Annotated in this window: 11 protein-coding genes; 7 read left to right on the forward strand and 4 right to left on the reverse strand. The window is 63.1% G+C overall.

Annotated features, from left to right (window positions below):
* The first annotated feature begins 60 nt into the window (after nt 1-60).
* The 3 genes from hemN to ACIPO9_RS12675 all read left to right on the forward strand — a co-directional run bounded on the left by hemN (nt 61) and on the right by ACIPO9_RS12675 (nt 2,912).
* Nucleotides 61-1,443: an oxygen-independent coproporphyrinogen III oxidase gene (hemN, locus tag ACIPO9_RS12665; RefSeq protein WP_400781239.1), complete on the forward strand. Its 1,383-nt coding sequence runs from the start codon at nt 61-63 to the stop codon at nt 1,441-1,443.
* A gap of 121 nt (nt 1,444-1,564) precedes the next feature.
* Complete coding sequence (gene fnr, locus ACIPO9_RS12670) at nt 1,565-2,299, forward strand: fumarate/nitrate reduction transcriptional regulator Fnr (protein WP_274133676.1); 735 nt, start codon at nt 1,565-1,567, stop codon at nt 2,297-2,299.
* Between the two features lie 64 nt (nt 2,300-2,363).
* Nucleotides 2,364-2,912 carry an adenine phosphoribosyltransferase gene (locus ACIPO9_RS12675; RefSeq protein ID WP_274133675.1) on the forward strand — a complete coding sequence of 183 codons (549 nt, stop codon included), beginning with the start codon at nt 2,364-2,366 and terminating at the stop codon, nt 2,910-2,912.
* Nucleotides 2,913-3,072: 160 nt separating this feature from the next.
* Here ACIPO9_RS12675 and recR read toward each other — a convergent pair whose 3' ends face one another.
* From recR to dnaX, 4 genes are all read right to left on the reverse strand, one after another.
* The gene (gene recR / locus ACIPO9_RS12680; RefSeq protein ID WP_400781240.1) at nt 3,073-3,675 is read right to left on the reverse strand and encodes a recombination mediator RecR; all 603 of its coding nucleotides are present in this window, start codon (nt 3,673-3,675) and stop codon (nt 3,073-3,075) included.
* 67 nt (nt 3,676-3,742) lie between these two features.
* Nucleotides 3,743-4,771 carry an NADP-dependent oxidoreductase gene (locus ACIPO9_RS12685; RefSeq protein ID WP_400781242.1) on the reverse strand — a complete coding sequence of 343 codons (1,029 nt, stop codon included), beginning with the start codon at nt 4,769-4,771 and terminating at the stop codon, nt 3,743-3,745.
* A 284-nt stretch (nt 4,772-5,055) separates the two neighbouring features.
* Nucleotides 5,056-5,382 (reverse strand): YbaB/EbfC family nucleoid-associated protein, encoded by a 327-nt coding sequence (locus tag ACIPO9_RS12690; protein WP_062385680.1) that lies wholly within the window; start codon nt 5,380-5,382, stop codon nt 5,056-5,058.
* Between the two features lie 76 nt (nt 5,383-5,458).
* A complete protein-coding gene (gene dnaX / locus ACIPO9_RS12695; RefSeq protein WP_400781244.1) occupies nt 5,459-7,573 on the reverse strand; it encodes a DNA polymerase III subunit gamma/tau in 2,115 nt (704 codons plus the stop codon).
* A 157-nt stretch (nt 7,574-7,730) separates the two neighbouring features.
* Between dnaX and ACIPO9_RS12700 the strand changes: the two genes are divergently transcribed.
* The 4 genes from ACIPO9_RS12700 to ACIPO9_RS12715 all read left to right on the forward strand — a co-directional run bounded on the left by ACIPO9_RS12700 (nt 7,731) and on the right by ACIPO9_RS12715 (nt 11,996).
* Complete coding sequence (locus tag ACIPO9_RS12700) at nt 7,731-8,489, forward strand: substrate-binding periplasmic protein (RefSeq protein ID WP_400781246.1); 759 nt, start codon at nt 7,731-7,733, stop codon at nt 8,487-8,489.
* A 184-nt stretch (nt 8,490-8,673) separates the two neighbouring features.
* Complete coding sequence (locus tag ACIPO9_RS12705) at nt 8,674-10,395, forward strand: acid phosphatase (RefSeq protein ID WP_400781248.1); 1,722 nt, start codon at nt 8,674-8,676, stop codon at nt 10,393-10,395.
* A 131-nt stretch (nt 10,396-10,526) separates the two neighbouring features.
* Nucleotides 10,527-11,012 (forward strand): N-acetylmuramoyl-L-alanine amidase, encoded by a 486-nt coding sequence (locus tag ACIPO9_RS12710; protein ID WP_400609642.1) that lies wholly within the window; start codon nt 10,527-10,529, stop codon nt 11,010-11,012.
* A 147-nt stretch (nt 11,013-11,159) separates the two neighbouring features.
* Nucleotides 11,160-11,996 (forward strand): PhzF family phenazine biosynthesis protein, encoded by an 837-nt coding sequence (locus ACIPO9_RS12715; RefSeq protein ID WP_400781251.1) that lies wholly within the window; start codon nt 11,160-11,162, stop codon nt 11,994-11,996.
* Nucleotides 11,997-12,023 lie beyond the last annotated feature (27 nt).

Raw genomic sequence — 12,023 nt, forward strand, 5'->3', positions numbered from 1 at the left:
AAAACCCGCCCGGGCACTCCCTAAACTGCCGGCACCGCCAGCCTTTTCGGGAATGCCCGCATGCTCGACGACCTTCGTTGGGATTCTGAACTCCTCCGCCGCTATGACCTGACAGGGCCGCGTTACACGTCCTACCCCACTGCGGTGCAATTCCATAACCAGATCGGCGGTTTCGACCTGCTTCACGCACTGCGCGAAAGCCGCAAGCAATCGCGGCCATTGTCGCTCTATGTGCACGTGCCGTTCTGCGCCAACATTTGTTACTACTGCGCCTGCAACAAGGTCATCACCAAGGACCGCGGCCGCTCCCAGCAATACCTGCAACGGTTGCAGCAGGAGATCCGCATGATCGCCTGCCACCTCGACGGCCAGCAGAAGGTCGAGCAACTGCACCTGGGCGGCGGCACGCCGACCTTCCTCAGCCATGTGGAACTGCGCCAGTTGATGGCCCACCTGCGCCAGCACTTCAATTTGCTCGATGACCACTCTGGCGACTATGGCATCGAGATCGATCCTCGCGAAGCGGACTGGTCGACCATGGGCCTGTTGCGCGAACTGGGCTTCAACCGCGTCAGCCTCGGCGTGCAGGACCTCGACCCGCTGGTGCAGCGGGCGATCAACCGCCTGCAAAGCCTGTCCGAGACTCGCGCCATTGTCGAAGCCGCACGCACGCTGCAATTTCGTTCGGTGAACATTGACCTGATCTATGGCCTGCCGCTGCAAACCCCGGAAGGTTTCGCCCGCACCGTGGACGAGGTGATCGCCCTGCAACCGGATCGCCTGTCGGTGTTCAACTACGCGCACCTGCCCGAACGCTTCATGCCCCAGCGGCGCATCGACACCGCGCAATTACCCAGCGCCGAACACAAGCTGGACATGCTCCAGCGCACCATCGACCAACTGACATCAGCCGGCTACCGCTACATCGGCATGGACCACTTCGCCCTGCCCGACGATGACCTGGCCATCGCCCAGGAGGAAGGCACGCTGCAACGCAATTTCCAGGGCTACACCACCCATGGCCACTGCGACCTGATTGGCCTGGGCGTGTCGGCCATCAGCCAGATCGGCGACCTGTACGCGCAGAACACCAGTGACCTGGCCGAGTACCAGAACCTGCTGGCAGGCGATCAACTGGCAATCCACCGGGGCCTGGTGTGCAACGCCGACGATCACATTCGCCGCGCAGTGATTGCCCAGTTGATCTGCCACTTCAATCTCGACTTCGCCTCCATCGAGCAGGCCTTCGGTATCGACTTTCGCCACTACTTCAATGCTGTGTGGCCACAACTGCTGGGCATGGCCAGCGACGGGCTGATCCATCTGGACACCCGGGGCATCCAGGTGCAACCCGCAGGTCGCTTGCTGGTGCGCTCTGTCTGCATGGTGTTCGATGCCTACCTGAGCCAGCAAAACCGTCAGAGATTTTCGAGAGTGATATAGGAAATTTCTGTATCCGCAGTGGGAACCACGTTCGCGCCATGGAGGGCATGTGCTAGCCGGGGGATTGGCACGTGGGATACCCTTACGATTCAAGTGTGTTTCTTCACAAGGAATTTTTCCGATGTCTGAGCCAGTCAAAACCCGCGCTCATACCCAGGCTCACTGCAAGGATTGCAGTCTGGCGCCATTGTGCCTCCCGCTATCGCTGAACCTTGAGGACATGGATGCGCTGGACGAAATCGTCAAACGCGGCCGCCCGTTGAAAAAAGGCGAGTTCCTGTTCCGCCAGGGCGACGGCTTCGATTCGGTCTATGCGGTGCGCTCCGGCGCCCTGAAAACCTTCAGCCTGAGCGACAGTGGCGAAGAGCAACTCACAGGCTTTCATCTGCCCAGCGAACTGGTCGGTTTGTCCGGAATGGACGCCGAGGCGTATCCGGTGTCGGCCCAGGCGCTGGAGACGACATCGGTCTGCGAAATCCCCTTTGATCATCTGGACGAACTCTCGGTGCAATTGCCGCAGTTGCGCCGCCAGTTGATGCGGGTCATGAGCCGGGAGATCCGCGACGATCAGCAAATGATGCTGCTGTTGTCGAAAAAGACTGCCGACGAGCGCATCGCGACCTTTCTGGTCAACCTCTCGGCGCGCTTCCGGGCCCGGGGTTTCTCGGCCAATCAGTTCCGCTTGAGCATGTCGCGTAATGAAATCGGCAACTATCTGGGCCTGGCCGTGGAAACGGTTTCCCGGGTGTTCACCCGCTTCCAGCAGAACCAGTTGATCGCCGCCGAGGGCAAGGAAATCCACATTCTTGACCCTATTGCGCTGTGCGCGCTGGCGGGCGGCTCGCTGGAAAGCTGATGGCGATTCATCCCGGGCGGGCTTAAACTGGCACCTTTGTGCCAACCGTCTGCCCGGGACTTTTATGATTTACGACGAATTCAGCTTCAAATCCCTGATCCGCCCTGTGGTGGACTTTCCCAAGCCCGGCGTCATCTTTCGTGACATCACTCCGCTGTTCCAGTCGCCCAAGGCTCTGCGCCTGGTAATCGACAGCTTCGTGCAACGCTACATCGACTCGGACTTCACCCACGTCGGCGCCATGGACGCGCGGGGCTTTCTGGTGGGTTCCATCGTGGCCTATGAGCTGAACAAGCCACTGGTGCTGTTCCGCAAACAAGGCAAGCTGCCAGCGGACGTGCTGGCCGAAGGTTATCAGACCGAATACGGCGAAGCCTTTCTGGAAGTGCACGCCGACAGCCTGTGCGACGGCGACTCGGTGGTGATGTTCGATGACCTGATCGCCACCGGCGGCACGCTGATCGCTGCGGCCAGCCTGATCCGCCGCATGGGCGCCAAGGTTCACGAAGCAGCCGCGATCATCGACCTGCCGGAACTGGGCGGCTCGCAGCGCCTGCAAGACATGGAAATCCCGACTTTCTGCCTGACGCAGTTTGCGTTGACCGATAAGTAACAACGCCAAGCCCGAACCACGCCCGTATTGCGTCATCCGTCCCGTAGCAGCACGGCTTGCCGGCGGGAGCGCCCTCAAGATCGCTCCCGCCGGCAAGCCGTGCTGCTACGGGTGCATCGCCTCTGTAGGAGCGCGCTTGCCCGCGACGGCGGTGTATCTGTCAGAGCTGGATCGGTTTGCGCCCCGCAAACGAATGCGCCAGCGTCCCGCCGTCCACCAACTCAAGCTCGCCACCCAGCGGCACGCCGTGGGCGATGCGGGAGGTGACCATGCCTTTGTTGGCCAGCAACTGGGCGATGTAATGGGCGGTGGCCTCGCCTTCGACCGTCGGGTTGGTGGCCAGGATGACTTCGCTGAACGTGCCCTGCTCTTCGATGCGCGCCACCAGTTGCGGAATGCCGATGGCTTCCGGGCCCAGGCCGTCGAGGGGCGACAGGTGCCCCTTGAGCACGAAGTAACGTCCGCGAAAGCCCGTCTGCTCGACGGCGTACACATCCATCGGCCCTTCCACCACGCACAGCAGCGTGTCATCGCGGCGCGGGTCCGAGCATTGCGGGCAGAGTTCGTCTTCGGTGAGCGTGCGGCACTGCTTGCAGTGCCCGACCCCTTCCATCGCCTGCTTCAACGCCTGCGCCAGGCGCGAACCGCCACTGCGATCACGCTCGAGCAGCTGCAAGGCCATGCGCTGGGCGGTTTTCTGACCCACGCCCGGCAGAATGCGCAGGGAATCGATCAACTGGCGAATCAGAGGGCTGAAGCTCATTGAAGAAAAATCTCACAAAAACACGAGACGCGGTTTATACCCGCGCCTCCGGACAGCGTCAAATCACTTAGGACACCTTGACCACCAGCTTGCCGAAGTTCTTCCCTTCCAGCAGACCGATGAACGCATCAGGCGCGTGTTCCAGGCCTTCGACCACGTCTTCACGGAACTTGACCTTGCCGTCCTTCACCAGCGGCACCATGGCCTGCATGAATTCGTCCAGGCGATGGTAGTACTCCTCATAGACGATAAAGCCCTGGATCCGCGCACGTTTGGTCAGCAAAGTGCGCATCAGCAGCGGTAGCTGGTTCGGGCCATCGGACTGACCTTGAGCGTTGTACTGGGCGATCACGCCGCACAGGGGAATCCGCGCATGCTGGTTGAGCAGCGGGATCACCGCCTCGAAAACCTTGCCGCCCACCAGTTCGAAATAAATGTCGATGCCACTGGGGCAGGCTTCGCCCAGTTGCTCGGCGAAATGTGGGCTGCGGTGGTCGATGCAGTCGTCGAAACCCAGCTCATCGATCACGTAGCGGCACTTGTCGATCCCGCCTGCGATGCCCACCACCCGCAGGCCATGCAGCTTGGCGACCTGGCCGACCACCGAACCCACCGCGCCGGACGCTGCGGCCACCACCAGGGTTTCACCGGCCTTGGGCTGGCCGATGTGCATCAGGCCCATGTAGGCGGTGATGCCCGGCATGCCCAGCACACCGACGGCCATCGACGGGCTGGGCAGGTCCTTGGGTACCGGCAAGAGTTGCTTGCCGTCGGAGATGCTGTGGGTCTGCCAGCCGGTCTGCCCGACCACCAGGTCGCCCACCTTGAATGCCGGGTTGAGCGACTGCTCGACCACACTCACCGCCCCGCCTTCCATGACCGCGTTGAGCTCCACGGGCGCGGCATAGGATGGCGCATCGCTCATTCGCCCGCGCATGTAGGGGTCGAGGGACAGGTAGAGGGTGCGCAGTTGAATCTGGCCGTCCTGCAGGTCAGGCAATGCCTCGCGCTCAAGACGAAAATTCTCGGGCACCGGCGCCCCCTGCGGGCGGGAGGCCAGGACGATGCGTTGGTTGAGGATCAGTTCTTGCGACATGAGGCGCGGCTCCTTGAATGGCTATAGAAAGCAGACCGTGGCGGTCAGGAGGGGTTCGGTTGGATCTGCAGGCCGATATGACACATATCATAAACCCTGCGCCCGCCTGTAGGAGCGCGCTTGCCCGCGACGGCGGTGTGTCAGCCATCCATGTGTCTCTGACCTGACGCCGTCGCGGGCAAGCGCGCTCCTACAGGTAATGGGAACGCCACGAAATCGGTAATTACCACAAACAAAAATGCCAGGCACTGGGCCTGGCATTTGGTGACGCACTTGTCGCCGGATCAGAACGGCAGCTTCATGCCTGGCGGCAGTTGCATGCCGGCGGTCATGCTGGCGGTCTTTTCCTGGCTGGCGGCTTCGATCTTGCGCACGGCGTCGTTGACGGCGGCGGCGATCAGGTCTTCCAGGATTTCCTTGTCTTCCTGCATCAGGCTGTCGTCCAGGCTCACGCGCTTGACGTCATGACGACCGGTCATCACCACGCTCACCAGACCTGCGCCCGACTGGCCGGTCACTTCGGCATTGGCCAGTTCTTCCTGCATCTTGGCCATTTTTTCCTGCATTTGCTGGGCCTGCTTCATCAGGCCAGCCATGCCACCTTTCATCATGGGAATTCTCCTCGAAAGTCGTTGGGGTCTTTGCGTGGCGCCAAATCAGCTTAGCGCCTCGCGGTCGTTAAAGGGTTCAGGCCGCCGGACTGTCCACCGGGACAATCGTATCCTCACGGATGCTGGCACCGAACTGTTGCAAAATCTGCTGGATGAACGGATCGCCATGAATCGACGCCTCGGCGTCACGCTGACGATCGGCACGCCTGCGCGCAGCCGCCTGGGCCGGGGTTTCCTGCAATGGCTTGATCAGCTCGATACTCAGGTTGATCGTGCGCTGGTGATACTGGTTCAACGCATCGTTCAGGCGGCGCTGTTGCGTGGAGTTGAACAAGGCGCTGTGGGCCGGGTCCAGATGCAGCAGCCAGTTGTCGCCATCGACGGAGATCAGCGTGCAATTCGCGGCGATGCTCCCGGTCATGCCCGATACCGGCAGTTTCGGGAACAGCTCCAGCCACTCGGCAGCCAGGCCGGTCGCGGGCTCCGCCGCTGGCAGCAACTCCGGCTCCTTCTCCACCGCTTCGACGGTGTCATGGGCCAGGTCATCCAGATAGGCGAACGACGCGGGGTCGATGTCCACGTCCGGTTCGTAATAGTCGTCGTCCGGTGGCGGCTCGTCATCGCGGTCCATGGGCGCAGGCACGTAGGCCACGGCGTCGGGCACGTGTTCGAGCATGGCCGGCGTCACCACTTCGGCCGCGGCCTGCACCTGCTCGGGCGACTCCACTTCCGGCGCGTCCGGCACGGGGCTGGCCGGTGCGGGGGCAGGCATCGGCGTCAGGTCAGGCTGCTCGGCCACGGTGTCGAGCACCGGCTCGGGGATGTCTTCGGCGACCTGCGCCGCAACCGGCTCGGGCTCAGCAGCAGGCGCGCGCTCATTCCAGGGCAGGTCGAGGTCTTCGACAGGCTTGGCGGCGGGCGCAGGCACAGGCGCGGGGGGTTCGATGACCGTCGCAGGCTGCTCGGCAACCGGCGCCGGCATGTAAGCCGGTGCAGGCGCGGGCGTGGACGAGACCGGTGCAGCAGGGGCCACCGCTGCCTGGGAATCAGCCGTGGCCGGGCTGATCCCCACTGGCTTTAACGGCTGTCGCGGCGCGTTCTCGGCATAGGCCGGGCGGAACGCCAGCATCCGCAGCAGGACCATTTCGAAACCGCCGCGAGGGTCCGGCGCCAAGGGCAGGTCACGACGACCGATCAGGCCCATCTGGTAATAGAACTGCACATCTTCGGCAGGCAGCGCCTGGGCCAGGGCCAGCACTCGCTCGCGGTCGCCATGGCCGTTGTCGACGCCATCCGGCAGCGCCTGGGCGATGGCCACGCGGTGCAGCACGTTGAGGATTTCCGACAGCACGCCGCTCCAGTCCGGGCCCTGCTCGGCCAGGTGACGCACGGCTTCGAGCAGGCTGCGGGCGTCGCCATCGATCAGCGCGGTGAGTACGTCATACACCTGCCCGTGATCGAGGGTGCCGAGCATGGCGCGCACGTCGGCGGCCAGCACCCGGCCCTCACCGAAGGCAATCGCCTGGTCGGTCAGGCTCATGGCATCGCGCATCGAGCCGTCGGCTGCACGGCCCAGCAGCCACAGGGCGTCGTCTTCGAACGGAATGTTTTCGGCGCCCAGGACGTGGGTCAGGTGCTCGACCACACGCTCCGGCGTCATGTTTTTCAGGGAGAACTGCAGGCAGCGCGACAGGATGGTCGCGGGCAGCTTCTGCGGGTCGGTGGTCGCCAGGATGAACTTGACGTACGGCGGCGGCTCTTCCAGCGTCTTGAGCAAGGCGTTGAAGGAGTGGCTGGAGAGCATGTGCACTTCGTCGATCAGGTAGACCTTGAAGCGACCGCGGCTTGGCGCGTACTGCACGTTGTCCAGCAGCTCGCGGGTGTCTTCGACCTTGGTGCGGCTGGCGGCGTCGATTTCGATCAGGTCGACGAAACGCCCCTCGTCGATCTCCCGGCACACCGAACATTCGCCGCACGGCGAGGAGGTGATGCCGGTTTCGCAGTTCAGGCACTTGGCGATGATCCGCGCGATGGTGGTCTTGCCGACCCCGCGCGTGCCGGTGAACAGATAGGCATGGTGCAGGCGCTGGCTGTCCAGCGCGTTGATCAAGGCCTTGAGCACATGGGTCTGGCCGACCATTTCGCGGAACGAGCGCGGACGCCATTTACGTGCAAGAACCTGATAACTCATTGAAAACCGTCGCGACTGGGTTGCGGAAGACCGCTAATGCTAGCGGAGCGGGGGCAAAATTGCATCCGGGACGATTTGCCCGCGCGCATTTAAATCATCTGGCGCTAAACTGCCACCGATGCCAAACCGCCATGTCATGGACACACTGAGGGATCCTATGCGTCTGTTGGCACTGAGCGCCTTGCTGTTGATGAGCGGGCCCCTTCGCGCCGAGCCTGTGCCGCTGCGGTTCGCCGTCGCCGATTCCTGGTCGATGCCCATGGCGCAGGTGGTGAACCATCAGGCGACAGGCGGGATCATGGTCGACATCATGCGCAGCCTGGCCAGCCACGCCGGGCAGCCCGCGCAGTTTCGGGTGCTGTCGATCAACCGCGTGCAGCGGGCGCTTGAGCAAGGCCAGATCGATGTGCGCTGCTACACCGCACAATCCTGGATGCCCACCCTATCCGGGGACGTGACCTGGAGCCTGCCGCTGCTGGTGCAGCGCGACCTCTTGATCAGCACTCCTGACAACGCCTCGCCGGCGGACCCCGCCCAACTGCACAATGAAGTGGTCGGGACCGTGCTGGGCTACGCCTACCCTACCCTGCAACCGGCGTTCGACACTCGCAGACTGCTGCGCGAAGACGCACGCAGCGAAGACCAGGTGCTGCAAAAGCTGCTGATCGGCCGCTATCACTACGCGGTCGCCAACCAGTGGTCACTGGACTGGTTCAACCGCAACCTGCCCCAGGAGCAGAAATTGCGCAGCGTCGCGGTCATCGACGAGCAGCCGGTGGGCTGCATAGTACGCAATGACAGCAACGTCCCGGCGCAGCTTTTGATGAGGGTATTGTTGCGCATGCGCATGTCCGGAGAAATCGACCGCATCACGGCGCGCTACAACACCGTGACCGGCCTGCCCCCAAGCCCGTAGCTCCCAGCCCGTAGCAGCACGGCTTGCCGGCGGGAGCGATCCAGAGGCCACCATCACACCCAGGCATCCAACTCCCAACCGCTCTGGACCGCCCCATTCAAGCTGTAGCATTAACGTCACATTGCGGGATTAGGCTCCCTCGACATACTTGGTAACACATTTATGCCAGCGAGCAGGAGCCGTGATGAGCGACAAAGAACAAGACCCGTCCAAGCCGTCCGCCAGCCTTGATTCATCGGATTCTCCGTCTGACACCAGCCGTCGCCGATTCCTCGGCGGCGTGGCCGTGCTCGGCGCTGGCGCCGCAGTCAGCAGTGTGGTGGCCGCCAGTGAAACCGGCACCGACGGCAAGGCCAGCGCCCTGGAAACTGCGCTGACGGGACCTGCGCTGGACAAGGCCCTGCAGGACAACATCAAGAACATCGTGGTGATCTACGCCGAAAACCGCAGCTTCAACAACCTGTTCGCCAACTTTCCCGGCATTGAAAAACCCTTGTCGGCGGTCAAGCCCGAAGACTACCGCCAGCGCGACCGTGACGGCAAAGTCCTGGAGAGCCTGCCGTCCTGCTGGGGCGGCGTGTGCCAGATTGGCCCGCAAAGTATCGACGGCGTGACCTATGCCACCGGCGTGCAATACCAGGAAAACCTGCCCAACGCCCCTTACGCGCTCAAAGGCCCGAGCGGCGAGGACCTGCCCCTGAGCGTGGTCACCCGTGACCTGTGGCACGTGTTCTATCAGAACCAGATGCAGATCAACGGCGGCAAGAATGACAGCTTCGTGGCCTGGGCCGATTCCGGCAGCCTGACCATGGGCCATTACAGCCAGACACAATATTCCCTGCGCCTGTGGGACGTCGCCCGGGAGTTCGTACTCTGCGACAACTTCTTCCAGGGCGCTTTCGGCGGCTCCTTCCTCAATCACCAGTACCTGATTTCGGCCAGGGCGCCCTTCTATCCGGATGCGGCCAACTCCCCTGCGAAATCGCAGATCGCCACGCTGGAAAGCAGCGATCCGCTGGATTACCGCCTCAAACCTCTGGAAAAATCCCCGGCCAGCGCCATGACCGGCCCTCCCCAGTTCGGCCCCAGCCTGCTGACCCCCGATGGCTACGCGGTCAACACCATGGCCCCGCCCTACTGGCCGACCTGGCTGCGGGACAAGGAAAAACCTGAATACTCGCAGCCAAACCTGGCCAACGTGCTGGTGCCTCAGACCCACGATCACATCGGCGACAAACTGTCGAAGAAGAGCGTCGATTGGGCCTGGTACGCCGGCGCCTGGCAGGTCACGCTGGATGAGTACAAGGATTCGGCAGGCATCCCCAAGATCCCCAACTTCCAGTACCACCACCAGCCATTCAACTACTTCAAGAACCAGGGCCCGGACCATCCGCAGGAGCGCGCGAAACGCCTGCGCGATGGTGGCCTGGGCGACGAGTCGGCCACCAACAGATTCCTGGCGGACGCCGAGGCCGGGAAGCTGCCCGCCGTGACCTTCTACAAGCCTCAGGGCAACCTCAACCTGCACGCAGGCTACGCCGATGTCGCCTCGGGCGATCGCCACATCGACCGCGCGATTAAAGTGCTGCGCAACAGCCCGCAATGGAAAAACATGGTCGTGGTCGTCACCTTTGACGAAAACGGCGGCTGGTGGGACCACGTGGCGCCACCCAAAGGCGACCGTTGGGGGCCTGGCACGCGAATTCCGGCCATCGTCATTTCGCCGTTCGCGCGCAAGGGCACGGTCGATCACACGGTGTACGACACCGCCTCGATCCTGCGCTTGATCACCCGGGTGCATGGCCTCGAAACGCTGGACGGGCTCAAGGAGCGGGACGACGCCATGGTGGCACGCGGACAGGCGCCGATGGGCGACCTGACCAACGCGCTGCGCTTTCCGGCCTGACCGGCTGAACGTCTGACAGACGCCCAGGTTGCAGAACGTTGCCGAGACGTTCTGCAACGCTTCACTCGTTGACCCATCGCACTCATGGGTATTCCTTGCACACGTCAATCAACGTGCAAGGAAGCACCGCCATGAACGCAACACCACCTCGCTACACCCCGCAATACCGCATCGCCACCCACTGGCTGGTCGTGCACTGTTCAGCCACCGCCCCCAGCCAGGACATCGGCGCGCGGGAAATCACTCAATGGCATATCCAGCGCGGCTTCGACACGCTGGGCTATCACTACGTCATCCGCCGCGATGGCTCGCTGGAAACAGGCCGACCGGAAAACGCCATCGGCGCGCACGTCAAAGGCCACAACGCAAAATCTGTCGGCGTTTGCCTGGTCGGCGGTGTGAACCGATCAGGCCAACCGGAGAACAACTTCACCGACAGGCAATTCGCGACCTTGCGCCGATTGCTCGATCAGCTTCAGTCCCGTTACCCGAAGGCCCGCGTTCTCGGCCATCGGGATTTGTCGCCGGACCTGAACGGCGACGGCAAGATCACCCCCGACGAATTCATCAAGGCCTGCCCGTCGTTTGACGTCTCAGCGTGGTTGAACACCCGCTGAGCGCCTGCGGCGAGGGTTGCTGCCGGGTCACTTCCGGCAGCTCTCGACCACACACATTCGCGAAAAATGACTGCTGATCTGTGCATGTACAGCCCTGATTCGCCTGCTTAGAGTGACCAGGTCCTACAGCACAATCAGGAGAGTGCCATGCCACAGACGCTGAACTTCCAGCAGGTCGATGTTTTTTCCACTGCCCCGACCCAAGGCAATCCCCTTGCCGTGGTCATCGGCGCCGACGGGTTGAGTGATGCGCAAATGGCCGCCTTCGCCCGCTGGACCAACCTCAGCGAAACCACCTTCCTGCTGCGTCCCACGCACCCCGAGGCGGACTACCGGGTGCGCATTTTCACCACCACCCGCGAACTGCCGTTTGCCGGGCACCCGACATTGGGCAGTTGCTTCGTGTGGCTGGACAGCGGCGGCCAGTCCAAGGCTGAAGAAGTGGTTCAGGAATGCGGCGCGGGTCTGGTCCGCATCCGTCGCGACGGCGCTCGGCTGGCGTTTGCGGCCCCGGCCTTGTTGCGCAGCGGCGCCGTGGAAGATGAGGTCCTGGACACCATCGCCGCCGGCTTGAAGATCCAGCGCAGCCAGATTGTTGCCAGCCAGTGGGCCGACAACGGGCCGGGGTGGGTGGCCGTAATGCTCGACAGCCGCGAAGAACTGCTGGCCATCCGCCCCGACTATCCGGCGCTCAAGGGGCTGAACGTCGGCATTGTCGCGCGCTGGACCGGGCCGGGTGCCGAGGCTGACTTCGAAGTGCGCGCGCTGACCGGCGACCTGGGCGCTGAAGATCCGGTCACCGGCAGCCTCAACGCGAGCCTGGCGCAATGGCTGATCCCGGCGGGCCTCGCACCGCGCACCTACAGCGCCCGGCAGGGCACGGTGCTGGGCCATAAAGGCCAGGTGGGCGTGGAGCAGATCGGCGAGCAGATCTGGGTCAGTGGCCAGGTGCAGAAGTGTGTTGCGGGGAATGTAACGCTGTAGCCTGCGTATCGGAAGCCGACAGATGCC

Origin of the sequence: Pseudomonas sp. NPDC090203, from assembly GCF_044746765.1 — a bacterium.
In the GTDB taxonomy this organism is placed as follows: Bacteria; Pseudomonadota; Gammaproteobacteria; order Pseudomonadales; family Pseudomonadaceae; genus Aquipseudomonas; species Aquipseudomonas putida_AD.

Coding starts and splice junctions, on each gene's coding strand:
- ACIPO9_RS12675 (WP_274133675.1), top strand. CDS start 2,364: ATGATTTACGACGAATTCAGCTTCAAATCCCTGATCCGCCCTGTGGTG.
- ACIPO9_RS12685 (WP_400781242.1), bottom strand. CDS start 4,771: ATGTCGCAAGAACTGATCCTCAACCAACGCATCGTCCTGGCCTCCCGC.
- recR (WP_400781240.1), bottom strand. CDS start 3,675: ATGAGCTTCAGCCCTCTGATTCGCCAGTTGATCGATTCCCTGCGCATT.
- ACIPO9_RS12705 (WP_400781248.1), top strand. CDS start 8,674: ATGAGCGACAAAGAACAAGACCCGTCCAAGCCGTCCGCCAGCCTTGAT.
- hemN (WP_400781239.1), top strand. CDS start 61: ATGCTCGACGACCTTCGTTGGGATTCTGAACTCCTCCGCCGCTATGAC.
- ACIPO9_RS12690 (WP_062385680.1), bottom strand. CDS start 5,382: ATGATGAAAGGTGGCATGGCTGGCCTGATGAAGCAGGCCCAGCAAATG.
- ACIPO9_RS12700 (WP_400781246.1), top strand. CDS start 7,731: ATGCGTCTGTTGGCACTGAGCGCCTTGCTGTTGATGAGCGGGCCCCTT.
- fnr (WP_274133676.1), top strand. CDS start 1,565: ATGTCTGAGCCAGTCAAAACCCGCGCTCATACCCAGGCTCACTGCAAG.
- dnaX (WP_400781244.1), bottom strand. CDS start 7,573: ATGAGTTATCAGGTTCTTGCACGTAAATGGCGTCCGCGCTCGTTCCGC.
- ACIPO9_RS12715 (WP_400781251.1), top strand. CDS start 11,160: ATGCCACAGACGCTGAACTTCCAGCAGGTCGATGTTTTTTCCACTGCC.
- ACIPO9_RS12710 (WP_400609642.1), top strand. CDS start 10,527: ATGAACGCAACACCACCTCGCTACACCCCGCAATACCGCATCGCCACC.